Origin of the sequence: Cypionkella psychrotolerans (assembly GCF_001294535.1) — a bacterium.
Lineage (GTDB): Bacteria > Pseudomonadota > Alphaproteobacteria > Rhodobacterales > Rhodobacteraceae > Cypionkella > Cypionkella psychrotolerans.
This window is the reverse complement of record NZ_LGIC01000007.1, coordinates 82,487-106,976: the sequence shown is the minus strand read 5'-3', so window position 1 is coordinate 106,976 and position 24,490 is coordinate 82,487. Positions and strand designations below refer to the sequence as shown.

The 24,490-nt window shown below is 61.9% G+C and carries 27 protein-coding genes and 1 pseudogene; 20 read left to right on the top strand and 8 right to left on the bottom strand.

Annotated elements, in window-relative coordinates; all coding sequences use genetic code 11:
* Positions 1-72 precede the first annotated feature (72 nt).
* Positions 73-2,628, bottom strand: a complete 2,556-nt coding sequence (locus tag AKV04_RS02110) for an OmpA family protein (RefSeq protein WP_156317309.1) — start codon at positions 2,626-2,628, stop codon at positions 73-75.
* A 266-nt stretch (positions 2,629-2,894) separates the two neighbouring features.
* Entirely contained in the window at positions 2,895-3,764 is an 870-nt protein-coding gene (locus tag AKV04_RS02105) for an MBL fold metallo-hydrolase (protein ID WP_054004828.1), read from the bottom strand.
* Positions 3,765-3,926: 162 nt separating this feature from the next.
* Between AKV04_RS02105 and AKV04_RS02100 the strand changes: the two genes are divergently transcribed.
* Entirely contained in the window at positions 3,927-4,976 is a 1,050-nt protein-coding gene (locus tag AKV04_RS02100; RefSeq protein WP_054004827.1) for a glycosyltransferase family 2 protein, read from the top strand.
* Between the two features lie 119 nt (positions 4,977-5,095).
* On the top strand, positions 5,096-6,040 hold the full coding sequence (locus AKV04_RS02095; protein ID WP_054004826.1) for a hypothetical protein: 945 nt from the start codon (positions 5,096-5,098) through the stop codon (positions 6,038-6,040).
* Between the two features lie 33 nt (positions 6,041-6,073).
* Here AKV04_RS02095 and AKV04_RS02090 read toward each other — a convergent pair whose 3' ends face one another.
* Positions 6,074-6,469: a lysozyme inhibitor LprI family protein gene (locus AKV04_RS02090; protein WP_162232816.1), complete on the bottom strand. Its 396-nt coding sequence runs from the start codon at positions 6,467-6,469 to the stop codon at positions 6,074-6,076.
* A 26-nt stretch (positions 6,470-6,495) separates the two neighbouring features.
* Positions 6,496-6,804 (bottom strand): hypothetical protein, encoded by a 309-nt coding sequence (locus tag AKV04_RS02085; RefSeq protein ID WP_054004824.1) that lies wholly within the window; start codon positions 6,802-6,804, stop codon positions 6,496-6,498.
* Between the two features lie 193 nt (positions 6,805-6,997).
* Here AKV04_RS02085 and pyrC point away from each other — a divergent pair, with 193 nt between their 5' ends.
* The 3 genes from pyrC to AKV04_RS02070 all read left to right on the top strand — a co-directional run bounded on the left by pyrC (position 6,998) and on the right by AKV04_RS02070 (position 10,580).
* The gene (gene pyrC, locus AKV04_RS02080) at positions 6,998-8,041 is read left to right on the top strand and encodes a dihydroorotase (RefSeq protein WP_054004823.1); all 1,044 of its coding nucleotides are present in this window, start codon (positions 6,998-7,000) and stop codon (positions 8,039-8,041) included.
* A 114-nt stretch (positions 8,042-8,155) separates the two neighbouring features.
* On the top strand, positions 8,156-8,836 hold the full coding sequence (locus AKV04_RS02075; RefSeq protein ID WP_054004925.1) for an orotate phosphoribosyltransferase: 681 nt from the start codon (positions 8,156-8,158) through the stop codon (positions 8,834-8,836).
* Positions 8,837-9,068: 232 nt separating this feature from the next.
* Positions 9,069-10,580 (top strand): replicative DNA helicase, encoded by a 1,512-nt coding sequence (locus tag AKV04_RS02070; protein ID WP_054004822.1) that lies wholly within the window; start codon positions 9,069-9,071, stop codon positions 10,578-10,580.
* On the opposite strand, the gene AKV04_RS02065 is transcribed toward AKV04_RS02070, so the two are convergent.
* From AKV04_RS02065 to tnpC, 3 genes and pseudogenes are all read right to left on the bottom strand, one after another.
* Positions 10,577-10,858 (bottom strand): hypothetical protein, encoded by a 282-nt coding sequence (locus AKV04_RS02065; RefSeq protein ID WP_156317308.1) that lies wholly within the window; start codon positions 10,856-10,858, stop codon positions 10,577-10,579. The genes AKV04_RS02070 and AKV04_RS02065 overlap by 4 nt on opposite strands.
* Positions 10,810-10,977 (bottom strand): hypothetical protein, encoded by a 168-nt coding sequence (locus AKV04_RS26460; RefSeq protein WP_162232814.1) that lies wholly within the window; start codon positions 10,975-10,977, stop codon positions 10,810-10,812. Before AKV04_RS26460 ends, AKV04_RS02065 begins: the two co-directional genes overlap by 49 nt.
* Positions 10,978-11,173: 196 nt before the next feature.
* Positions 11,174-11,979 (bottom strand): annotated as a pseudogene (tnpC, locus tag AKV04_RS02060) (IS66 family transposase); the annotation flags it as partial.
* A gap of 309 nt (positions 11,980-12,288) precedes the next feature.
* Here tnpC and AKV04_RS02055 point away from each other — a divergent pair.
* The 15 genes from AKV04_RS02055 to AKV04_RS01990 all read left to right on the top strand — a co-directional run bounded on the left by AKV04_RS02055 (position 12,289) and on the right by AKV04_RS01990 (position 23,304).
* Positions 12,289-13,068 (top strand): L-fucose dehydrogenase, encoded by a 780-nt coding sequence (locus AKV04_RS02055; protein ID WP_054004820.1) that lies wholly within the window; start codon positions 12,289-12,291, stop codon positions 13,066-13,068.
* A 205-nt stretch (positions 13,069-13,273) separates the two neighbouring features.
* Positions 13,274-14,323 carry an alanine racemase gene (alr, locus tag AKV04_RS02050; RefSeq protein WP_054004819.1) on the top strand — a complete coding sequence of 350 codons (1,050 nt, stop codon included), beginning with the start codon at positions 13,274-13,276 and terminating at the stop codon, positions 14,321-14,323.
* Entirely contained in the window at positions 14,320-15,114 is a 795-nt protein-coding gene (locus tag AKV04_RS02045; protein ID WP_082351487.1) for an MlaE family ABC transporter permease, read from the top strand. Before alr ends, AKV04_RS02045 begins: the two co-directional genes overlap by 4 nt.
* Positions 15,111-15,857, top strand: coding sequence for an ABC transporter ATP-binding protein (locus AKV04_RS02040; protein WP_054004818.1), 747 nt, complete (start codon positions 15,111-15,113; stop codon positions 15,855-15,857). The genes AKV04_RS02045 and AKV04_RS02040 overlap by 4 nt, the downstream gene beginning before the upstream one ends.
* On the top strand, positions 15,854-16,243 hold the full coding sequence (locus AKV04_RS02035; RefSeq protein WP_054004817.1) for a hypothetical protein: 390 nt from the start codon (positions 15,854-15,856) through the stop codon (positions 16,241-16,243). Before AKV04_RS02040 ends, AKV04_RS02035 begins: the two co-directional genes overlap by 4 nt.
* Positions 16,244-16,436: 193 nt before the next feature.
* Positions 16,437-16,571, top strand: a complete 135-nt coding sequence (locus AKV04_RS27480; protein WP_268871769.1) for a hypothetical protein — start codon at positions 16,437-16,439, stop codon at positions 16,569-16,571.
* 12 nt (positions 16,572-16,583) lie between these two features.
* A complete protein-coding gene (locus AKV04_RS02030; protein WP_054004816.1) occupies positions 16,584-16,823 on the top strand; it encodes a hypothetical protein in 240 nt (79 codons plus the stop codon).
* A 51-nt stretch (positions 16,824-16,874) separates the two neighbouring features.
* Positions 16,875-17,183, top strand: coding sequence for a hypothetical protein (locus AKV04_RS02025; RefSeq protein WP_054004815.1), 309 nt, complete (start codon positions 16,875-16,877; stop codon positions 17,181-17,183).
* Between the two features lie 119 nt (positions 17,184-17,302).
* Entirely contained in the window at positions 17,303-18,001 is a 699-nt protein-coding gene (locus AKV04_RS02020; RefSeq protein ID WP_054004814.1) for a YoaK family protein, read from the top strand.
* A complete protein-coding gene (locus AKV04_RS02015) occupies positions 17,998-18,420 on the top strand; it encodes a paraquat-inducible protein A (protein WP_054004813.1) in 423 nt (140 codons plus the stop codon). The genes AKV04_RS02020 and AKV04_RS02015 overlap by 4 nt, the downstream gene beginning before the upstream one ends.
* A 31-nt stretch (positions 18,421-18,451) precedes the next feature.
* Entirely contained in the window at positions 18,452-19,810 is a 1,359-nt protein-coding gene (gene radA / locus AKV04_RS02010) for a DNA repair protein RadA (protein ID WP_054004812.1), read from the top strand.
* Positions 19,811-19,827: 17 nt separating this feature from the next.
* Positions 19,828-20,424 (top strand): CvpA family protein, encoded by a 597-nt coding sequence (locus tag AKV04_RS02005; RefSeq protein ID WP_054004811.1) that lies wholly within the window; start codon positions 19,828-19,830, stop codon positions 20,422-20,424.
* A gap of 111 nt (positions 20,425-20,535) precedes the next feature.
* A complete protein-coding gene (gene purF / locus AKV04_RS02000) occupies positions 20,536-21,999 on the top strand; it encodes an amidophosphoribosyltransferase (protein WP_054004810.1) in 1,464 nt (487 codons plus the stop codon).
* 49 nt (positions 22,000-22,048) lie between these two features.
* Positions 22,049-22,282, top strand: coding sequence for a hypothetical protein (locus AKV04_RS01995; protein WP_054004809.1), 234 nt, complete (start codon positions 22,049-22,051; stop codon positions 22,280-22,282).
* A gap of 365 nt (positions 22,283-22,647) precedes the next feature.
* The gene (locus AKV04_RS01990; RefSeq protein ID WP_054004808.1) at positions 22,648-23,304 is read left to right on the top strand and encodes an SDR family NAD(P)-dependent oxidoreductase; all 657 of its coding nucleotides are present in this window, start codon (positions 22,648-22,650) and stop codon (positions 23,302-23,304) included.
* A 71-nt stretch (positions 23,305-23,375) separates the two neighbouring features.
* Here the strand turns inward: AKV04_RS01990 and AKV04_RS01985 are convergent, their stop codons facing one another.
* Positions 23,376-24,482, bottom strand: coding sequence for a cystathionine gamma-lyase (locus tag AKV04_RS01985; RefSeq protein ID WP_054004807.1), 1,107 nt, complete (start codon positions 24,480-24,482; stop codon positions 23,376-23,378).
* Between the last annotated feature and the right edge of the window lie 8 nt (positions 24,483-24,490).

Here is a 24,490-nt window from a genome sequence, read left to right as displayed (position 1 = left end):
CCGCAGCACCACCACCGCCAAAACGAAAAAGGCCCCGAGGTTTCCCCCGGGGCCTTCCGCACCATTTGATGCTTACTTGCCGACCTTCAGCAGCGGCGTGATGATCCGCACCGCCACGCGACGGTTGCGCTTTTCATCGCTCTGCGTGTCGATCCGAAGTTCCGTCTCACCGTAACCTTGGATGACCATGTTTTCCGGCGGGATGTCGAAATACTCGCTCAGGGCCAGCGCCACCGATTCTGCACGACGATCAGACAAAGCAAGGTTCATCGCAGCCTTGCCCGTCGCATCGGTATGGCCTTCGATCAGAAAAATCTCGCCGGGGTTTTTATCCAGCATTTCCTGCATCAGGCTGCCGAGATCCGCCAGATCCGAGGCTTCATCCTCCGTGATCGCCGAAGATCCCGACTCGAAGTTGACGTTATCAACATCAATCGTCGCGGCCAGCCAACGCACCTGCGGGATCTCACGGATCTGACGCAGGCTGAAGGTGCGCCCGATCTTCTCGATATCCTTCGCCGCCAGCGCCGCCTTCAGCGCATAGTCATTGTCCGACGTCGAGATCACCACCCGATTTTCGCGCGGCTTCGGCAGATCGCGCACGATCACCACTTGTTCCGGCTCAAGATCGTCGATCAGCACCAATTCGCGACCGCGCTCGTCATATTGCGCACGGCGCAGCACCCGGCCCGAGGCATCGCGGATCGTCACGATCTGGGTGCCGTCAGCGCGCTCGACGATAGAGCGGGTCGAGCCATCGCGGTAGGTCTCGGTCCGCACGTTCGAGCCCGGCTGACGCAGCACGGCATCATCGTCTTTGTAGACCTGATAGGTGCCATCGGGCTTCAGCACGACAACGCGGTCACCGGTATTCGAGACCACTTGCGAGCCTTCACGCCCACGGCGATCCTTGTTGTTGTCCTTGATGATCGCGCCAACCACCAAAGCGCCCAACGCCACCAGACCGACTTTTTCCAGATCCGACAGGCCGCTCTTTTTCTTCTTGTCGCTGCCCAACATCACTGGGGCCGCCGCAAATTCCTGCGTCGAGGAGCGCACGCTGTCATTGGTCAGCATTTCGGTCACGGTCGCGACCGCATCTGCTGAAGGCGCCTGATCGGCGGGCTTTTCACCCTCCACGGCAGGTGTAGCCGTTGCCAAAGCCGCAGCGGCCCCCAACGTGGCCGGATCAATGCCTTCTGGCTGCGCCAAGAGGTTGGTCAGGGTCTGCACCTCTGCTTCAGACGCAACCGGCACGTCAACGGGAGGCGTGTCAGGGTTCATCACCGGTGGCGAGGTTTTCAGGCCAGCCGAGGGATCAACCACGCTGCCGTCCGCCTCAACCGCGATTTCCTTTTGCGCTTCGGCGAGGGATTTTTCCTGTGCGGCGGCTTGGGCTGCGGCTTCTTCTTCGGTCAGTGCGGCACCAGTGGCGGGATCAACCACAAGGGTTTCCCCGGTTGCCGGATCGGTCACAGTGGCAGGAAGCAAGACGGGCGCATCCGTTGCGGTTGCATCAACTGCAGCAGGGTCCGCACCCTCGGCCGGAGTGGCTTCGGTGGTGGCATCCGCAGGTGCCGCTTCGTCGGTCGCTGGGTCAGCAGGCGCTGCTTCGGTCGTCGTATCCATCGGCACGGCGTTGGGGTCATCAGCGGGTGCCGCTTCAGTTGCTTGATCCGCCGGGGCGGTTTCGGCAGCCGCTTCAGCGTCAGCTTTTTCTTTCGCCTTCTTGGCTTTCACTTTGGCTTTTATTTTGGCTTTCAATTCGGCCTTTGCAGCGGCATCCGCCGCCACGGAAGGATCTGCATCCGTGGCAGCTTTTGCATCTACGTCAGCTTGAGCGGCTGCATCCGCATCGGTGGCGGCTTTCGCATCAGCCTCGGTCTGGGCAGCCACAGCGGCATCAGCAGCGGCTTTGGCATCGGCATCAGCTTGTGCTGCGGCTTCTGCATCGGCTGCAGCTTTCGCGTCTGCTTCGGCGGCGGCAGCGTCAACAGCGGCTTTCGCATCCGCATCAGTCTGAGCCGCAGCGTCCGCGTCGACGGCGGCTTTCGCTTCAGCCTCGGCTTGTGCGGCAGCATCAGCGGCAGCTTTCGCATCAGCATCAGTCTGCGCCGCAGCGTCCGCATCGGCAGCGGCTTTCGCATCAGCCTCGGCTTGTGCGGCGGCATCAGCGGCAGCCTTTGCATCGGCGTCAGCCTGTGCGGCCGCATCGGCCTGAGCCGCAGCCTCTGCATCAGCTTGCGCTTTTGCGTCAGCATCGGCCTGCGCAGCAGCTTCTGCGTCGGCAGTGGCTTTCGCGTCGGCCTCGGCCTTTGCGGCGGCGTCTGCTTGGGCTTTCGCGGCAGCGTCTGCCTCGGCCTGCGCAGCGGCGGCAGCTTCAGCTTCGGCCTGAGCCGCTGCCGCAGCTTTGGCCGCATCTTCCGCAATCCGCGCCGCGATCGCATTGGCTTGATCGACAAATGCCGCAGGATCGCAAGCCGCATCTGCGGTCGGTTCGCACAAAACCGTGCCATCCACCGCCACCACAGCGCCGCTGTCGGTCAGCGTTTGCGCCATCAAGGGCCAAGGCTGTACGTTGAACATCGCCATCGACAGCGCCGTGGTGGTTCCAAGCATTCTTCTCATCGGTCGTCCTTTCAAAATCGCGTGGCGGCCAAGGCTCAAAACTGATTCCGAACCGGGTCGCCGCTGTGGCATCAAAGCACAGGATGGGCGGTGATATGCGATAACAGCGGCTAAACCACAGGCCAAATTGGCAGGGTTTCAACGTGTTATCTGCTAGCAGTCCTCCCAGATCGCTCTCCTGTGCCAACTGTCGCACCTGCCTCGTTTAGCACGGCATTGGCAGTCTTACTTGCGGTAACGCCGCGTGGCGGCTTTGGTTCCCCAGATCAAGCCTTGGCCATCGCCCGGACCCGCGCACGGTTTTGGTCGTGCACCACCTCATAGGGTTCAAAGTAGCGCAGCGTGCCATTGTGGAGCCAAGGGGCGATGATCTCCGCCATCGGGCGCGGATCATCGTTCTGCAGATGCCGGATATAATCCGACGTGGCCGCCAGTAGCCCCGGCCCATAGCCGCCTGCCGCGATCACCTCCGCCGCGCCATGATTGGGCAGCACCCAGTCTGCACCAAGTGCCTGCAACCGGGCCAAATCGGCAAGGTGAATGTCGAAATCCTCGGGCGCGCCAACATAGGTCACGCAATCCTCGACCGTATCGCCTGCGAACAATATCCGCCGCTCTGGCAACCAAAGCACCGTCGCATCATCCGAGTGGATATTGACCTCGATCAACTCCACCCGCTCGCCACCCAGATCAAGCGTCATCCGCCCCTCAAACACCAGATCCGGCAGGATCAGCGGATTGATTGCGGGCAGGCCATGATCGGTGCCCGCCTCGATCGCCGCCTTCCTCTCCGTCAGATGTGCCAGAGTGCGGGCATTGGCAATCACCTGACAATCCGCAAATGCTTCGGTGCCCGCGACATGATCCAGATGGTAATGCGACAGCACCACCCGGATATCCGTCACCTCGCGATCAGCCAAGGCCTGCCGGATAAACCGCCCATGCGGCACCGAGACATGGCTGTCATAGACAATCGCCTGCGCCCCCGCGATCAACGCGTAAGAGGCGATGCCCAGTGACAACGCGCCATCGTCCACCCAGTTCGGCGCGTCCGCAAAGCGCTGCCCCGCCACCCGGCCATCGTAAAACGCCAATATTCCCGGATGCGGCTCAAATATCCGCAGGTGTGACAGCATCGAAATCCCCCCAAATCTGCGCCATGCTTGCCGCCGCCACGCACGAGCGTCAAGTTGCCCCTTTCCTTTGGTCATCCTCTGCGCTCAAATATCCAGACCGCAATGCATTGGCATTGCGGTTAGCCGGAGGCACCTGCCTCCCCGCTGCCCCAAAGGATCAGAATGCGCGCCACCGCCCTGCTTGGAGTGAAAAACGAAGGCGCGTTCCTGATCGAATGGCTGGCGCATCACCGCGTCTGCGGCTTTACGGATTTTCTCGTCTATTCCAATGATTGCGCCGATGGCACCGATGTGATGCTCGACCGTCTCTCAGCCATGGGCTGGCTCACTCATATCCGCAATGACGGCCCCCACGCCGAAGGCCCGCAATGGGCGATGCTGAAGGCGGCGGACAAACATCCGCTGGTTGCAAAATCCGATTGGCTGCTGTTTTGCGACATTGATGAGTTTGTGAATATCCATGTTGGCGACCGCAGCCTGTCGGCGCTACTGGCCGCCCTGCCCGAGGCCACTGCCATTCCGCTGACATGGCGGATGTTTGGCAATGCGGGGGTGATCGAGATCACCGATCAGCCAATCACCGAAACCTTCACCCATGCCGCCCCCGCCAGCTTTGCATGGCCATGGCGCGCGCAGTTGTTCAAAACCCTGTTTCGCAATGACGGCACCTATCGCAAACTCGGCGTGCATCGCCCGCGCAGCCCCGACCCGGCCCGCACAGGTCAGGCCCGCTGGTTTGACGGCTCGGGCCGCCCGCTGCCCGCAGACTTTCCGCAGGCGCGGATCTTCTCGGACTACACACGCGACAACTACCATCTGGTGCAGTTGAACCATTACGCGCTGGGGTCGATGCAGAACTATCTGGTCAAGGCCGACCGCGGACGCGCCAACCGCGACGCCTCGGGGTTTGACATGAGCTATTGGGTTGAGCGCAATTTCAGTGCAGTTGAAGACCGCTCGATCCTGAATCTGAACACTGCCCCGTTGCGGGCCGAGCTTTTGGCCGACCGAGTCCTCGGCCCGCTGCATCGCCAAGCCCTGCTTTGGCGGCAGTCGCGTTTCGCTGCCTTGATGCAGCAAGAGCCGTGGCGGGCGCTGTTTGGCCGCCTCCTAATGACACCGCCATCGCAGGTTTTGCAACCAGAACGAGCGCACCACGTTCTGCTGCACGCACAAGCCGTCATGAAGCGTGCCGCAGTGAAACAGTCTTAACTCAGTGTTCACGAAGCCTATGCTAACTTGGCTTGATCTTTACTTGACCTAATGCACCATTAGGAAGATTATGTTCAAATGCCTTATGTTCCCCTGTAAAGCGTTCGACTGGATGTAAAATGACCGATTTTGCCGAAATTGCCGAATTGCCACAGCCCACCGACACCCTGCCCGACCGCGACGCATGGGAGCAGCGGATGGAAAAGGCGACCGAGGAGTCGGGCTATTTTCACAGTGTGGGCGATGCGCATTGGGCCTATTTCGCCGATGAAGGCACCACCCTGCTGGTCAGCTTTGAGACGATTGACGCCGTATTGGCCCGCCCAGATCAGATGCCCTTGGCCGATGCTCTGGCGCGCGCGCATGGCTGGTCAGTGCTGACGATCATCTCGGATGGCGACACTTGGTTTCGCGATCCGGCGGTCTATGGCTTCTTTGACCGTCAGGTCGATGACGCGTTTTTTGAAGATTTCGATCAGGTGCTGTTCTACGGCGCGGGCATGGCAGGCTATGCCGCCTGCGCCTTTGCGGTGACGGCACCCGGCGCGCAAGTGCTGGCGCTGAACCCGCGTGCCACACTGGAACCGGCGCAGTCGCGCTGGGACCGGCGCGATCTTGCCGCCCGCAGGCTCGATTTCACCTCGCGCTATGGCTATGCGCCCGACATGTTGGAAGGTGCGGGAACAGCCGTGGTGATCCACGACCCCACCATTGCCGCCGAGGCGATGCACGCCAGCCTGTTCCGCGCACCCTATATCACCCGACTGTCGGCGCGGCACATGGGCGATACGCTGGAACCCGCACTGATCGGAAGCGGCATTCTGCCCGCCTTGGTTGATCAGGCGATGGCAGGCACCCTGACCGTGCAAAGCTTCGCGGTTCTGTGGCGGGCGCGGCGACACTACTCGCCGTATCTGCGCGCTATCCTAGCGAAAACTGAAAGCGTAGGACGCACCAAACTGGCGATCATGGTCTGCCGCTCAGTCACGCACCGCCTGCGCGCGCCCAGTTTCGCACGGCGTCTGGCAAAACTGACGGAAAGGATGTCGGGGACTGAGGCTTAAGCGCGACGAGACAGACGTGCAGCAAACGGGCGCTCAGTATTCCTCAGCCATCGCCTCAAGATCAGCGGTGCGTTGTTCGGTCAGACGCGCGCGGCAGACATAGATTACCATCGGCTCCGCCGAACCGCCGTGCATGGTGTAGCCCTCAGCGGCACAGGTGGCATCGCGGAATGTCACCCAAGCCCGCTGCCCATCGCGCAGATAATCCGCCGCCCCGCGCTGCGAGGCTTCAAGGTCTGCATCGATCGACTGCATCAGTTTGCGCGCAACGCCATAAGCGGCGTTCAGATCAGCATCAGCGGCCAGCCAGTCTTGTTCAGCGCAAAAGGTCAGCTCCATTTGCACTTCCGCATTGGCACAATCGACATCTTGCGCCGCTGCAGGCGAAGCCGTCAGAGCCGCCAAAAATCCCAACCATGCTAACCGCATCGACATCTCCCTTCGCGGATTTGGCCTTATCCGCCCGTCACATTGCGCTGCAACCGCTTAGCATTGGCGCGGGTTTTTGCCCGCACCGGCTTCATCGCCGCCATCGCCATGTCTGAGAGGTTACCGCCCGCCATGCCCGTGCGCAACGCGGCATGCGCCGAATCCATTCCAGCCGACAGCTTTTCGGCCAGCATCCGGTCGGTTTCAGATTTGGCCATGGGCCAGAGCCCCGCCATGCCCGCCAGCCGCATCCCGATCACCATCTGCGATTCCGCCATGATCTGGCTCGCCTCCAGCGCCGGGGCCATGAAATCAAACGGAGTCATCAGCTTCATCGTGTTCTCCTGAACAGGTTGACTAAGCATGTAGCCCTATGCTGCGCCGCAGCAAGGGCATTTGCGCAGTGCCTCCATGCGCATGCGGCATAGCACCGAACGAACCTCGGCCGAATGTCGCAATCCTGCGCCACTCGCCGCCAAGAAGCGCACCCCCTAGAGAATCACTGAGGCCTAGGCTATCTGAGTCGCCATGACACAAAGCCTCACCCTCCGCCGCCCCGATGACTGGCACCTGCATCTGCGCGATGGCGCGATGCTGAAAGGCGTGCTGCCCGAAACCGCGCGGCATTTCGCCCGCGCTTTGATCATGCCCAATCTGGTGCCGCCGGTTGTGACGGGCGCGCAAGCACAGGCCTACCGCGCGCGGATCATGGCGGCGCTTCCGACGGGTTCGCAGTTCCGACCCCTGATGACGCTGTATCTCACCGAATCGACCGATCCCGCCGATGTGGCCGCCGCCGCTGCTTCGGGCCTGGTGAAAGCCGTCAAACTCTATCCCGCCGGGGCCACCACCAATTCACATTCCGGCGTGGCTGATTTCAGCAAAGTCCAAGCCGTGTTAGAGAAAATGGCTGAGATTGGCCTGCCCTTGTGCCTACACGGCGAAGTCACCGACCCCTCCGTCGATATCTTCGACCGCGAGGCTGTGTTCATCGACACCATCCTCGATCCCCTGCGCCGCCGCATCCCCGGCCTGCGCGTGGTGATGGAGCATATCACCACCGAAGAAGGCGTCGCTTACGCACGCAGCGGAGGCGAAGATCTGGCCGCCACCATCACCACGCATCACCTGATCATCAACCGCAACCACATCCTCGCAGGCGGCATCAAACCGCATTACTACTGCCTGCCCGTTGCCAAACGCGAAAAACACCGCCTCGCCTTGCGCGCAGCCGCCACCTCGGGTGAAGCCCGCTTCCTCTTGGGCACCGATAGCGCCCCCCATGTCGATGCGCTGAAAGAACACGCCTGCGGCTGCGCGGGCTGCTTCACCGCCACCAACACCATGCCGCTGCTGGCGCATGTGTTCGAGGAAGAATCCGCCCTGCACCACCTCGAATCCTTCGCAAGCCTCAACGGCCCCGCCTTCTACCACCTACCCGTCAATGAGACGAAACTTACCCTCGTCAAACATGAACAGCCGCAAAGCTTCCCCGAGAAAATCCTCACCGAAGCTGGCCCCGTCACCGTCTTCAACCCCGGATTCCCCGTGCATTGGCACGTCGAGGCCTGAAGTCTGCCCAATTTCACATTGGTCTAAATACTCCCGCCGGAGGCTCCCGCTGCCGCCGCAGAACGCTCAGCGGGGAGTATTTTCGCCAAGATGAAAGCACATAAAGGAACCGCCATGATCCCGACCAGCTTCCCCCCTGCGTCCGAAATCGCCCGCCTCACCGCCCGCGCATTGCTGGAAATCAAAGCGGTGCATTTCAACGCCGAAACCCCGTTCACTCTGGCGAGCGGTCTGCCCAGCCCGACCTATATCGATTGTCGCAAGCTGATCTCTTACCCTCGCATCCGCGCCACCTTGATGGATTTCCTGACCGTCACCGTGATGCGCGACGCAGGCTTTGAGGCCTTCGACAACATCGCAGGCGGTGAAACCGCAGGCATCCCATTCGGCGCTTGGGTCGCCGAACGCCTTGCCCTGCCGATGACCTATGTCCGCAAAAAGCCCAAAGGCTACGGTCGCAACGCCCGCATCGAAGGGGTGATGACCGAGGGCCAGCGCGTGCTGCTGGTGGAAGATCTGACCACAGACGGCGGCTCTAAGCTGTCCTTCGTCGATGCCATCCGCGAAACCGGTGCCACCTGCGCCCATACGGCGGTGATTTTCTACTACGGCATTTTTCCGGAAACCACCCAGCGCCTCGCCGATCACGGCGTAGCCCTGCACCACCTCTGCACTTGGTGGGACGTGCTCACTGAAGCCCGCGCTCAAGGCAGTTTCGACGCCAAGACCTTGGCAGAAGTCGAGAGCTTCCTGCACGATCCCCGCGCTTGGCAAGCCGCCCGCACCGCAAAATAGCGCCCAGATTTTCCGGGGGCGACTCTGTGGGCGTATTGTGAATAACTCCGCCCAAAGCTGCGGTTCTTGGTGGATTGCACCCCCATCCCCCGCAAGATGTGGTAGCATCCCGCTGATGGCCACGACTCAACGCTGACTTATCTACAGAGATATGCCTGCTATCGCGGCGGGCCAATTTGGGGCAATAACGCCCCCTTGCCCGGTACGTCTGGGTCAGAACACGAGGCAGCCTATGAACGAACTTGCCACCCTCCGCCCGATGCCACCCGCCCTTGCCGCCGCCCCGGAAACCGAGGCGCTGCCGCATAACATCGAGGCCGAGCAGCAACTGCTGGGCGCGATCCTGACAAATAACGATGTCTATGACCGCATTGCTTCCCTCGTGAAGCCCGAGCATTTCTTTGACCCGGTGCATCAGCGCATCTTTGAACGCAGCGCTGCCCGCATCCAGAAAAACGCGCTGGTGTCCCCCGTCACCCTGAAAATCTATTTCGAGGACGACGAAGGCCTGAAAGAACTCGGCGGTCCGTCCTACCTCGTCCGCCTCGCAGGTGCGGCGATTTCCTCCTACGCCGCCCGCGATTATGCCCAAATGATCTACGATCTCGCCGTGCGCCGTGAACTGATGGCCTTGGGCCGCGATCTGACCGCCAAAGCCGCCAAGGTTGAAATCGACTCCGAACCGAAAGACCAGATCATCGAGGCCGAGCAGCGGCTTTATAAACTCGGCGAGCAAGGTGTCGCCGAGCGTGGCTTCCAATCCTTCCTGAAAGCCGTGACCGAAGCCGTCAACGTCGCCAACGCCGCCTATCAGCGCGGCGGCGGTCTGGCCGGGATTTCCACCGGCCTGATTGACCTCGATAAAAAACTCGGTGGTCTGCACGCCTCTGACCTGCTGATCCTCGCAGGACGCCCGTCGATGGGCAAAACCTCGCTCGCCACCAACATCGCCTTCAACATCGCCAAAGCCTACAAACGCGGCCGCACCCATGACGGCCACGAGGGCGCGGTTGAGGGCGGCGTCGTCGGCTTCTTCAGCCTTGAGATGAGTTCGGAGCAACTCGCCGCCCGTATCCTGTCCGAAGCCTCCGAAGTCCCCTCCGAGCAAATCCGCCGCGGCGACATGCAAGAACATGAATTCCGTAAATTCGTCGAAGCCGCGAAATCCTTGGAATCCTGCCCGCTCTACATCGACGACACCCCCGCTTTGCCGATCAGCCAAGTCGCCGCCCGCGCCCGCCGCCTGAAACGCACGCATGGCCTAGATGTGCTGATCATCGACTATTTGCAGCTGCTGAAAGGCACCGGCAAAGGCGACAATCGGGTGCAGGAAGTCTCGGAAATCACCCAAGGCCTGAAGGCTATCGCCAAAGAACTCAACATCCCGGTGATCGCGTTGTCGCAGCTCTCCCGTCAGGTGGAATCCCGCGAAGACAAGCGCCCGCAACTGTCCGATCTGCGCGAATCCGGCTCGATTGAGCAAGACGCCGATGTGGTGATGTTCGTCTACCGCGATGAATATTATAAAGAACGCGAAAAGCCCGGCGATCACGAGCTGGAAAAAATGGCGCAATGGCAGGTCACCATGGAAAGCGTACGTGGCAAGGCTGAAGTGATCATCGGCAAGCAACGTCACGGCCCGATCGGCCATGTCGAGTTGTCGTTTGAGGGCCGCTTCACCCGCTTTGGCAACCTCGCCAAACAATGGCAAGGCTCCGGCCCCGGCGACGACGTGGGATTCTAGGGCCGCCAGCCCACCGCACAGCCTGACACAGTGCCGAGCCCCTGCCATTCACATTGGCGCAAATATCCCCGCCGGAGGCGCAGGCCAGCCCCATCCGCCCCGCTCAACACCCCATCCCCCGGCAGCGCGGTCGAGCGCCCCCTCGATGGGGGCCGAGACCGCCCCCGGTTCAAGATCGCCCCACCCGGATCGGATCGCGCAGCAAGCGCCAAGCCAAGGCTCTGCTTGATCACCCGCGCCAGCGCCAGCCGTGCCACATCGGCGGACGACAATGCCACCTCATTGCCCGCAGCCCCATCGCAATGCCGACATCCGCCCGCACTAGCGCCGCCCCCGCAACCTCCAATTGGCTGTCATCCTCGCGCAACCGCAGCGCCGTATCGGGGCGCAGCACCATCAACGCCGCGCCCGCCCCAGAGCGCGATGCTTCCCCCTCGACAGCGAAAACAGCGTCAGCAAGACCGCGCCTTCCGGCGATGCCCCAACATCAATTGATCAATGACGAGCCGACCTTCGTGAAACAGCTCCCGCAATGCCGCCAACCCCGCCGGAACATCTCCGACAAAATAGGCCAACAGTAAGCGGTGTCCCGATCACACCGTGACGGGGAAGTTCCACGGGAGCAGGTCTTTGAAATGGCTCTGTTTGTGGCCCTGCACGATGGCGATGCGCCTTGCCGCCAGCCAAGCGTGAGGATCGACGTTGTTCATTTTGCTGGTCTCGATCAACGAGGCGATGACGGCCCAGTTTTCGGCGCCGGCATCATGACCCGCGAAGATGGCGTTCTTCCGGTTGAGGGCAATGGGGCGGATGGTGTGTTCGACGGTGTTGTTGTCAATCTCGACGCGGCCATCTGTCAAGAAGCGACCAAGACCGCCGCAGTATTTGGCGATGTAAGTGAGCGCCTCGCCGAGGGACGATTTCGCAGAGGTGCGGGCGCAGTGGTGGATCAACCAGTCATCGATGTGGGCGAGGATCGGCGTAAAGCGTTGCTCCCGTATGGCCAGTCTGGCGGCGGGGTCGCTGCCGCGGATGTCGGCCTCGATGGCATAGAGATCACGGATGAGCGCCACACCTTCTTCTGCAATCGGCGCGGGCCCGGTGCGGGTGATCTCGATCAGCTTGCGGCGCGCCTGCACCCAGCAATGGGCGCGTTGGATGCCGGGACCGGTCCTGTCGGGCGCGATCAGGCTTTGTAGGCGGCATAGCCATCAACCTGCAGGATGCCGCCGAAGCCCTGCAATATCCGTTCGGCGTGCTGCCCGCCCCGCCCCGGGACATAGATAAAGACCACGCCCGGCGGTGCCGTGCCACCCCAAGGTCGGCCATCGCGGGCCAAGGCCCCGAAGTATCCGGTTTTGGTCTTTCTCGCCCCCGGGTCGAGAACCGGGGCGCGGCTCCCCGTCGCGGCCTTCCACAGCACCCCGCACCGCACAGGCGTTTTCGCCCAGTGCATCGACAGGCGCGGGGACAACGCTCTGACCTTGTTCCCGCACATCCAGTGCCGCCGCCGCGTCAGCCATATCTCGCCGCAGCAACACTCCCTGCCCCTGCTCGCTATCGCCACGCGGTCAGGCTTGCGGTGTCATAGGCAGTTTCCTGTTGCCCAAGCCTGACCAAGTCCAAAACCCAAACGAACAGCGTTGCCCCTTGGCAAGCCAGCTTGCAACCGTCAGCATGTCGCAACACATCAGTCAACGAGGCAGCAATGGATCTGGGGCTCAAAGACAAAGTGGTGATCGTCACCGGCGGTGGGGCAGGCATCGGCGCCGCTATCAGCCAGACCCTCGCCGAAGAAGGCGCCATCCCAGTCATCTTCGCCCGACGTGCCCCGCCCGAAGCCTTCCTGAACCAACTCAAAGCCCTCAGCCCCAAATCTGGCTGGCTGCAAGCTGACCTCTCTCGCGATGAAGATTGTCGCCGCGCCGTGGCTGAAGCGCAAAACCAATGGGGCCAGATCTACGGCTTGGTGAACAACGCGGGCACCAACGACAATCTTGATCTTGACACCCCACCCGCGGCCTTCCGCGCCTCGCTCGACCAAAACCTGTTGCACTACTACACCCTCGCCCATCTGCTGCAATCCGACCTCAAGGCCAGCTGCGGGGCGATCGTCAACATCGCCTCCAAAACGGCGGTGACAGGTCAAGGCAGCACCTCGGCCTATGTCGCCGCCAAAGCCGCACAACTGGGTCTGACCCGCGAATGGGCCGCAGCCTTGGCCCCTTGGGGCGTGCGCGTGAACGCGGTGATCCCCGCCGAAGTGCTGACCCCGATGTATGAGGCATGGTTGCAAAGCTTCCCCGACCCCGCCGCGCAAAAAGCCAGCATCACCGCGCGCATTCCGTTGGGCCAACGCATGACCGAGGCGCGCGAGATCGCCGCCACCACCGTCTTCGCCCTCTCGCCCCGCTCCGCCCATACCACCGGGCAATGGTTGTTCGTCGACGGCGGCTACACCCATCTCGACCGCGCCATCGGCACCTGACCCAAACACACCTTCCTCCCAAGTTGCTCTTTCTGAAATACTCCCGCCGGAGGCTCCGAAACCTTCTACAGATGCCAGCTATCCAGAAAATCCCAGCGGCAGCAGCGGTCGAGCGGGGGCTCGATGCCCCCCGAGGCCGCCCCCCTATCACGCTCACCCGCGAATTCCCCCTTGACCCCGCGCGCGGCCCTGTCAAAACCACGATATGTCTACAGCAACCCTCTCCATCGACCTCGACGCCATCGCCGCCAACTGGCGCGCCTTGGATAAAGCCTCCGCTTCGGGGGTGCAGACCGCTGCCGTGGTCAAAGCCGATGCCTACGGGCTTGGCATCACACGGGTCGCCCGTGCCCTAGCCCAAGCCGGTGCGCGCCGCTTTTTCGTGGCCGTCACTGAAGAAGGTGCCACCCTAAGGCAAGTCCTCGGCCCAGGTCCGCAAATCTGCATCCTGTCGGGTCATATGGGCGGCGACACCGATATGATCGGCGATCTCGACCTGACGCCGATGCTCAACAGCCTCGATCAAGTCACCCGCCATCTCGAATCGCTGCCCGGCCATGCCTTTGGCGTGCAGCTGGATACCGGGATGAACCGCCTCGGCATGGAGGAACCCGAATGGGAGGCGATTGCCCCCTTCGTGCTCGAAGCTGGCCCGGAACTGTTGATGTCGCATCTCGCCTGCGCCGATGATCCCGACCATGGACTGAATGAAACCCAACTCGCCACCTTCCTCGCGATGACCAACGGTACCGGCGTGCCACGCTCCCTCGCGGCCACAGGCGGCATCCTCTTGGGTGCAAAATACCACTTCGACCTGACCCGCCCCGGCATCGGCCTGTATGGCGGCCGCCCCTATGAGGCCGCCCGCCCCGCCGTGACCCTGTCGCTGCCGATCATCCAGACCCGCGACGTCGCTCCCGGCGAGGCCGTCGGCTATTCCTGCGCTTGGGTCGCCGAAGCGCCCTCGGTGGTGGCCACACTTTCGGCGGGCTATGCTGACGGTCTGCCACGCACGCTGTCGAACAATGCCGTGCTCTGGGATGGCGACACGCCCTGCCCGCTGATTGGCCGGGTTTCGATGGATCTGATCACCGTCGATATCAGCCACCTGCAGCAAATCCCCCGCTCTCTCGACATCATCGGCCCCAATCAATCGGTTGATGAGCTTGCCGATATCGCTGGCACCATTGGCTATGAAATCCTGACCAGCCTCAGCCCGCGCTACATCCGGCGCTATTACGAGGGCACCGCGTGAGCGTTCTAGCCCTGCCCGCCTCGGCACTGGCAAGCCTAGGCCGCGCCACCTTCAACGCCCTTGCCGCAATCGGCCGCATCGCGATCTACGCGGCCCTGACCCTATGGCATATCGTCCGCCCCCCCTTCTACCGCCGTGAATTTTTCACAGCCCTGATGCAGGTCGGCTGGCTTTCCCTGCCCGTCGTTGGTCTGACCGCGATCTTCACCGGCGGCGCGCTTGCCCTGCAAATCTACGCCGGCGGCCAACGCTTTTCCGCCGAGGCCGTGGTGCCGCAAATCGTCGCCATCGGCATGGTGCGCGAACTTGGCCCGGTGCTGGTGGGCCTGATGATCGCCGCCCGTGTCACCTCCTCCATCGCGGCTGAGATTGCCACGATGAAGGTGACCGAGCAGATCGACGCCCTCACCACCCTGTCCACCAACCCAATGAAATACCTTACCGTTCCCCGCGTGCTGGCAGGCTTTCTGACCGTGCCGCTGCTGGTTGGTGTCGGTGACATCATCGGCATCATGGGTGGCTTTCTGGTCTCGACCGAGCAGTTGGGCTTCAACCGCGCCAGCTACATCAAGAACACCGTCGATTTCCTGCAAACCCCCGATGTGGTCTCCTCATTGATCAAGGGTGCTGTCTTCGGCTTCATCGCCACCCTGATCGGCTGCTATTACGGCATGAACTCCGGTCGCGGCGCGCAGGGCGTGGGCTCGGCCACCAAGAACGCCGTCGCCACCGCCTCGATCCTGATCCTCGCCGCCAACTTCGTACTGACCTCGGTGATGTTCGGATCATGATAGAGCTTTCGCGCGTCGCCAAATCCTTCGGCAAAAACCACGTGTTGCGTGGGGTCAATCTGACCATCCCGCGCGGGCAAAGCATGGTGGTCATCGGCGGTTCCGGCACTGGAAAATCCGTGCTGCTGAAGTCGATCCTCGGCCTTGTCACCCCCGACTCGGGCCGCATCACGCTGGACGGCGCCGATGTGCGCGAGGCAAATCGCGATGCCTTCCTTGCCCGCTTTGGTATGTTGTTCCAAGGCGGTGCCCTCTTTGACTCGCTACGGGTCTGGGAAAACGTCGCTTTCCGCCTGATGCGGGGGGCCACCAAACTGCCAAAAGACCAAGCCCGCGCCATTGCCATCGAAAAACTCCGCCGCGTTGGCCTGAAACCCGAAACCGCTGACCTGTTCCCCGGCGAACTCTCCGGCGGCATGCAAAAACGCGTCGGCCTCGCCCGCGCCATTGCCGCTGAACCTGAGATCATTTTCTTTGATGAGCCCACCACCGGGCTGGACCCGATCATGTCCGGCGTGATCAACGCGCTGATCCGCGAGATTGTCACCGAAATGGGTGCTACCGCGATGACGATCACCCATGACATGTCCTCGGTCCGCGCCATCGCCGACCGCGTGGCGATGCTGCATGATGGGCTGATCCGCTGGACAGGTCCGGTGGCAGACATGGACCAAGCCGACGACCCCTACCTTCAGCAATTCATACATGGCCGCGCCGACGGACCCATCGAATCTGTAAGATGACCGAACCGCTGACCCTTGCCGCGCAGCTGATCGCACTGGTCGAGCACCCCTTGCCCGCTCTTGCCATTACCCTGCTGCCCGCCACCATCGCCATCGCGGGTATCGCCAGCCTGAACGCGCGCTCGGATGATCGGATTCTGGCTTGGGTGCAAGTGATCACCAGCATTGCTTTGACGCTCTGGATGCTCGCGCCATGGCATCCCACCGACGCGGACCTTCTCGGCATGAACCGGTCGATGACTTTGTTCACCTACGGCTATGTACTGCAAGATTGGCTGCGCGAAGCGTGGCGATCGGGCCTGCATCCCCGCTGGGCGCATATGTTGGTGATTCTCTGCGCTGCACTGGTGATCGCAGCGCTCGCGTATACCGGACTTTCTACGTGAGCTGCGCCGATTTCCCGCACAGATTGCAACACTGTTTCCGATCCAGACACAACCATGCTTATGCCCGAAGCTTTGATCGCTAACAACCTGCGATTTAAGCAAAATGTTTGCAAAAATTGCGATAATTCGGAAAGGTATTGACCAGAGGCGCGCGGGACAAAACCCAACCGCTGTGCGGATGTGTGGGGTAATCATGTCAGTGAATTGGAGCGAGACGGCGCAGGCGGCGCGCGTCGTGGTGCAAACTGAGGCGCAGGGCCTGATCGTCGTGCTGGCTTTGGTGCTGATCGGGGCCAGCCTCGCCGCCGCCTTTGGCCTGCTGCCTTGACCGCAATTCGCTTTGTTCTTCGGCGGCACGGCTCTGCCCAATGCGGGCATATGGCTGCAACTCGGCCTGACCCTACTGCTGATCCTTATGACCTTTTACCCGCCCGCTGCGCAATGCCGCCGCAGCTTTGCCATCGGCATGGATGATGTGGCGCAGGCCTACCGCCAAGCCCATGCCGCCGACCGCGCCGGGGTCTTTGCCCTGTCCGCCGAGTTCGAATCAATGCGCACCCGGATGGAGCATCTGCGCTAGCACCCCGATTTCCAGCATCTTGAACCCGAACTGCTGCAACTCGCAGCCCAAATGAGCCTTGAGACCCGCGATCTGGCGCAAGTCTATTCCGACATCAAAGTCGCCCGCGCCAAAAGCTTCCTGCAACAGCGGCAGGAAGAAGTGCAGCACCTGACCGACCGTCTGGCCATCGCGCGGCGCACCTGTGACGAACTCCGCCGCTGGATGGACGATGTGCAGGCCGAAGAAATGCAGGCACAAAAACAGTTGAAAAGGCTGGAGGCCGATCTGAAAGAAATCCTGCCAACTCTGGGTTATGATTTCGATCTGGAAGATCACCGCGACGCCAATGTGGTCACCTTGCCGAAGCCCGGCAAATAGCGCCCTTGCACCGCGCGCGCCACGGCGTAACACTGCCCCGACCTTAACCCCGAGCCGCAATGTCCCCCGCGCCGAAGCCCCAATCCGAAAAGCCAAACCGCGCAACCGGGCCAAAATCCATGGCCCTGCGCCGAGTTCGGCTGATCGCAGCGCATCACCGCGCCGCCGCCTCTGACCGCGCTTTGGCGCTGATCCTCGCGGGCATCGCAGGCGCTGCCAATGCCGGGGGCTTTATCCTGCTCGGCAGCTATACCTCACACATGACCGGCTATCTCTCGGCCCTCGCCGATAACCTCGTGCTGCAAAATCTTGCGCTGGTCGGCCAAAGCCTGTTCGCGATCAGCCTGTTTGTCTGCGGTGCCGCCACCAGCGCCATCGTGATCAACTGGGGCCGCGCCCATAAACCCAGCCGACAATATTCCCTCCCCATTGGCCTGCAAGGCGCGCTGCTTGCAGCCCTCGCCGCGTTGGGCGCAAGCCCACTGCCCGATAGCCTCGCCCATCCGATTGGCCTTGGCCTGTTGTGCTTCATCATGGGCCTGCAAAACGCCACCATCACCAAAATCTCCTACGCCCGCATCCGCACCACCCATGCCACCGGTATGATCACCGATGTCGGGATTGAGCTGGGCCGCGCCGTCTACGGCCGCGCCTTCCACAGCCCGATCTCAGCCGACCGCGCCAAACTCAGCATCCTGCTACAGCTGCTCGGCACCTTCCTGCTTGGCGGCATTGTCGGCGCCTTGGGCTACGGCCTGATCGGTTTTGCCTTCTCGCTCCCCCTCGCCGCCATCCTGCTGACCTTGGCGCTGCTGTGAAATACGCCAATCTTGTCCTGCTGATCCTATTCCCGATCGCATGGTTCGCCCCCCTGCTGCGCGCCGCCTTGCTGCCGATCTTCGGCATGGATGAAATATCCGTCATAACCGGCCTGCAATCTTTGTGGGGCACCGCCCCCGCACTCGCCCTGCTGGTCACGGCGCTGGCAATCTTCGCCCCCTTCGCCAAAACCCTCGGCCTCGCGCTGATCCATTTCGGCCTGCTCTCGCCCCAAACCCTCCCCGCCCTGCACGCCTTGGGCAAACTCGCCATGGCCGAGGTGTTCCTGATCGCGCTTTACATCGTCATCGCCAAGGGCGCGGGTTATGTCACGATTGAGACCGCATGGGGCCTCTATCTGTTCACCGCCTGCATCCTCGCCTCGCTGTTCATCTCGCACAAAACGGAAACATCTTGAGGCCTCGGCGATTTCCGGGCATTGAAACCCCATGAGCAAAAACTCCCCCAATTTCACCTGCACCACCTGCGGGGCCGCGCATCGCAAATGGATCGGCAAATGCGAAGGTTGCGGCGGCTGGAACACTTTGGTCGAGGAAGCCCCCCTCTCGGCAGGCCCAAAAGCCTTGGGCGGCAAAGGCCGCGCCATCCACCTGACCGACCTTGCCACTGTCGGCGAAGCCCCGCCGCGCGCCTCGTCGGGCATAGATGAGCTAGACCGCGTGCTGGGTGGCGGCCTCGTGCCCGCCTCGGCGATCCTCGTCGGCGGCGACCCCGGCATCGGCAAATCCACCCTGCTGCTGCAAGCCGCCGCGTCCTTCTCGCGCCACGGCGTCAAATGCCTGTATATCTCGGGCGAGGAAGCCACCGCCCAAGTGCAAATGCGCGCGCAACGCTTAGGCCTCACCGAATCCCCCGTCGCCCTCGGCGCAGAAACCAACCTGCGCGATATTCTGACAACGTTGGACACCGAGCGCCCCGGCCTCGCCATCATCGACTCGATCCAAACCATGTGGCTCGATACCGTCGACTCAGCCCCCGGTTCGGTCAGCCAAGTCCGCGCTGCGTGCCACGAACTCGTCACCTTCGCCAAACGTCGCGGTGTCGCCGTCATCCTCGTCGGCCATGTCACCAAAGACGGCCAGATCGCAGGCCCGCGCGTGGTTGAACACATGGTCGATACCGTGCTCTATTTCGAAGGCGAGCGCGGCCACCAATTCCGCATCCTGCGCGCCGTGAAAAACCGCTTCGGCCCGGCCGATGAAATCGGCGTGTTTGAGATGACGGGCAACGGCTTGCAGCAGGTGCTGAACCCCTCCGCCCTGTTCCTGTCCGAGCGCGGTCAGCCTTCTCCGGGATCAGCCGTTTTCGCAGGCATCGAAGGCACAAGGCCCGTCCTCACAGAAATCCAAGCCCTCGTCGCTCCCTCTCCCCTCGGCACCCCCCGCCGCACCGTGGTTGGCCTCGACTCAGGCCGCCTCTCCACCATCCTCGCCGTGTTAGAAGCCCGCTGTGGCATCCCGTTTGCGGGCCTTGATGTCTTCCTCAACGTCGCGGGCGGCATGCGCGTGACCGAGCCTGCCGCCGATCTCGCCGTCGCCGCGGCGCTGATTTCGGCCCGCGAAGATGTCAGCATCCCCCCCGAAACTGTATTATTCGGAGAAATCAGCCTCTCCGGGGCCCTGCGCCCGGTCAGTCAGACCGAAAACAGGTTGAAAGAAGCCGCAAAACTTGGTTTCTCACAGGCAATCGCGCCCAAGGGTTCTAAACTTGGGCAGGTCGAGGGCATGAACGTGCGGCAGATGCCGGATCTCACCGCTTTCGTCGGGGAAATGTTTGGGGCGGGCTAAGCCTTAAGGAGCGGAAGATGGAAGGTTTTACCCTTGTTGATGCGGGCGTTGCTGGCATCATCGTGCTGTCGGCGGTGCTCGCCTATTCGCGCGGCTTCGTGCGTGAGGCGATGGCGATTGTCGGCTGGGTCGGCGCCGCTGTGCTCGCCTATATGTTCGCCGCCCAAGCGCAGCCTTTGGTCAAGGAAATCCCTGCCGTCGGCTCCTTCCTTGAAAACTGCGAACTCTCGCTGATCGCAGGCTTCGCCGCCGTGTTTGCCGTTGGCCTGATCGTCGCCGCATTGTTCACCCCGCTGTTCTCCTCGGTGGTGCAACGCTCGGTCCTGGGCGGCCTTGACCAAGGTGTAGGCTTCCTGTTTGGCGTCGTGCGCGGCGTGCTGCTGGTGGGCATCGCGTTTCTGGTCTACGACCGCGCCGTTGCCGCCAACACCGTGCCGATGGTAGACAATTCACGCTCGGCCAAGATTTTCGCCTCGTTCCAAGGCGATATTAACGCAGCCGTCCCCACCGATGCGCCAAACTGGGTGGTCGCGCGCTATAACGAGCTGACCGCCACCTGTGCGAAAGAAACCAGCACGCTGCCGCAGGTTGCCCCAGCTGCCCCCTCTAATTAACGCACAGCGGCTATGCCGCATTGCAGCAACTTGAAGGGTTTTCAGGGGGTGACACCGCCCCCGGTTGGGCCTAAAGGGAAGGCGCAGAACGAACCCGGATTCGGAGGCTCCATGCAACCCTTCTATGCCCATCCTTTTGACGATGATAAGCTGAAGGAGGAATGCGGCATTTTTGGCGTGATCGGCGTGTCCGATGCGTCAAACTTTGTGGCACTTGGCCTCCATGCCCTGCAACACCGCGGCCAAGAAGCTGGTGGCATCGTGTCCTACGATCCGCAAACTGGCTTCAACTCGGCCCGCCGCTTTGGCTATGTCCGCGACAACTTCACCAAGCCCGATGTGATGGAAACCCTGCCGGGTTCGCTGGCCATCGGCCATGTCCGCTATTCCACCGCTGGATCAAAAGGTGCGACCGCCATCCGCGATGTACAGCCGTTCTTCGGTGAATTCTCGATGGGCGGTGCCGCCATCGCCCATAACGGCAACCTGACCAACGCCGCTGCTTTGCGCCGCGAGTTGATCGAGCGTGGCAGCATCTTCCAATCCTCGTCGGATTCCGAGTGCATCATCCACCTGATGGCCCGCTCGATCCAAAAGAATATTTCCGAACGCATCAAAGACGCCCTGCGCCGCGTCGAAGGTGCATTTTCCGTCGTCGCGATGACCCGCACCAAACTGATCGGCGTCCGCGACCCCTTGGGCGTCCGCCCGTTGGTTCTGGGCCGCATCGGTGATTCCGCTTGGGCACTCTCCTCCGAGACCTGCGGTCTGGACATCATCGGCGCTGATTTCGTCCGCGAAATCGAACCCGGCGAAATGGTCGTGATTGAGGACGGCAAAGTAAACTCCACCCGCCCCTTCGCCCCCGCCAAATCCCGCTTCTGCATCTTTGAACACGTCTACTTCTCCCGGCCCGACTCTATCCTCGGTGGCCGCTCGGTCTATGAGACCCGCCACGCCATCGGCGTAGAACTCGCCAAAGAAGCCCCCGTTGACGCCGATCTGGTCTGCCCCGTTCCCGACAGTGGCACCCCCGCCGCTATTGGATATTCCCAACAATCCGGCATCCCCTATGCAATGGGCATCATCCGCAACCAATACATGGGCCGCACCTTCATCGAGCCCAGCGAGTCCATCCGCAATATGGGCGTGCGCCTGAAGCTGAACGTCAACCGCGCCCTGATCAAAGGCAAACGCGTGATCCTCGTCGACGATAGCGTCGTGCGCGGCACCACATCCCGCAAAATCAAAGACATGATCCTTGAGGCCGGTGCCGCCGAAGTCCACTTCCGCATCGCATCCCCCCCCACCGCTTGGCCGTGCTTCTACGGCGTCGACACCCCCGAACGCAGCAAACTCCTCGCCGCCACCATGACCGAGGATGAAATGCGCGACTGGATCGGCGTCAACAGCCTCAAATTCATCACTCTCGACGGCCTCTACCGTGCCGCAGGCGAAGCCAAAGGCCGCGATGCCAAATCCCCGCAATACTGCGACGCCTGCTTTTCCGGCCAATACCCCATCGCCCCGTCGGACAAAATCGAAGAAGGCTTCCAGATGAAAGCGGCGGAATAAGCCGCAATGGCCTATTCCGACTTGCCGCAACTTGTGTAAAGCGTGCCAAATGAGCCAAGTTTTCGTGCTCGGTACCGACCGCTGCGGCTCCAAAACCTTCACCGTCGCCTCAGAGCACATGACCAATTTCACCGCCGAACACGACTCGCGCACCCATATCTTGAGCCCTAACCGCTTCGCTTACCCCGACAACCACCTTGCCTGGTGGACGGGCAAGCTCGTAGCCGCTTTCGGTGACACCCCGCTTTACGTCCACCTCAGCCGCGACCGCGATGCGTGGTGAAATCCTCCATGGCGCGCAAAAACTACGGCCTTGTCAAAGCCTGCCGCTAGACCCTGCTGTGCAACCTCGTGCTGCGCAAACCCAAGACCGAGATTGCCGAGGATCTCGGTCGACAGCATCACCAGCTATTTCCCGCGCAACAAAACCCGCGTCATGCAGATGGGTATCGAGACGATAGAGCGGGATTTCCCCAAATTCTGCGATTGGATCGGCGCAAAAGGCGATCGAATGCCGCGATACATGAAGGGGCCGTGCGCCACAACGCCACCGAATAGCCGCAGCCTCTTGCCCTTTCACATTGGCTCAAATATCCCCGCCGGAGGCTCCCCGAGGGCTGCATAAACCCGCCGTCAAAGGACAAAACCATGACCGAACGCCTCGCCCTGATCACCGGAGCCTCGCGCGGACTTGGCGCGGCCCTCGCCGAGCAACTGACGGCGCGCGGCTGGCATGTTGTCGCCGTCGCCCGCACCGTCGGCGGTTTGGAAGAACTCGATGATCGCGTCAAAACTCTGAAATTGCCCGGCGCGGGCGGGCTGACCCTCGCCCCGATGGATGTGACCAATGATGATGCGATGCGGCATCTCTGCCTGTCCATCCATCAACGCTGGGGCCAGCTCAATCTCTGGGTCCACACGGCGATCCACGCAGCCCCCCTTGCCCCCGCAGGCTCGCTGGATGTGAAAGACTGGGACAAAAGCATTGCCACCAATGTCCGCGCCACCGGCACGCTGATCCCGATGATCGAGCCTTTGCTCCGTGCCGGAGACGGAACCGGGATGTTTTTCGACGATCCCCGCGCGGGCGAGAAATTCTTCGGCGCTTACGGCGCCACCAAAGCCGCGCAAATCGCCCTTGCCCGCAGTTGGGCCGCCGAAAATGTCAAGATCGGCCCGCAAGTGCGCATTGAAACACCCGCCCCGATGCCCACCGCCACCCGCGCGCGGTTCTTCCCCGGCGAAGACCGCAGCCCGCTGATCCACCCGAGGGATGAGGCCGCACGGTTGATCAATCTGCTGTAACATCGCCACGCATCCACCGGAATTTTAAGAAAAATTCCGTTCACGATTTCCGCTTCGGAAATCGCCCTGGCTCAGCTGTTCAGTGCGACTTCCATCGCCGCCCACAACGGCTCCAAGGGCTCAATCCCCACCGACAACCGGATAAACCCCGGCGCTACCTTATCGCCCCAGCGTGCCCGCCGCTCGCCCGATGTATGGGTGCCGCCAAAGCTGGTCGATTGCACGATATACGGACACTCGCTCAAAAACCGCTCCGCCCGCGCCTCATCCAACAATTCAAAGCCGATCAGAAAGCCAAACCCCGCCATCTGGGCTTTGGAAATTGCGTAAGAAGCGTCACTCGCAAGCCCCGGATAGCGCAAATTTGCCACCGCCCGATGCGCCGCCAACCGGGTCGCTATCACTCCAGCACTGGCGCACATCCGCTCCAACCGCACTTCCAGCGTCTCGATGCCGCGATGCACCTGCCAAGCCTCAAATGGCCCCGGCACCGCTCCCGACAGCCTGCGCCAATCCCGCACCCGCGCCATCAGGCCGGCGTCTCGTCCCGCGACATGGCCAAACAACACATCGGAATGCCCCGCAGGCGCTTTGGTATCCGCCGCCACTACCAGATCAGCGCCCAAATCCAAGGGTCGCTGCAACAGCGGAGTCATCGTGGTGTTATCGACAATCACCAGGGCCCCGGCAGCATGGGCCCGAGTCGATACCGCAGCAATATCAACTACATCGAGGCCGGGGTTAGAAGGCGTCTCAAGATAGACCACCGCAGCACCACTGAAATCGTAAGCGGCATACTCCGCCGTGCCAATCTGCACCACCTCAACACCGAATGGGGCCAAAAAAACCTCCGACAGCACCCGCGTCACATAATAGCCATCAGCTGGGATGATCAGCTTGGCACCCACTTTCAACGTCGCCATCAAAGCCGCCGAAATCGCCGCCATCCCCGATGGAAAACTGACGCAAGGCGCATTTTCCAGCAGCGCAAGTTGCTCCTCAACCGCCTCCCAAGTCGTTATGCCGTTGCGGCCATAAATATGGCTCGCCCCGGCCACCTCTGGCAGGTGAAACGTCGCCGCAGGCACGATGGGCAGGCTGATCGGATCGCCTTTTTTCAGCCCCGCGCTGCGGTGATGCAGCAGTTGGGCAGCGCGGGTTTGAGAGGCTTTATCCATCGCTTCTT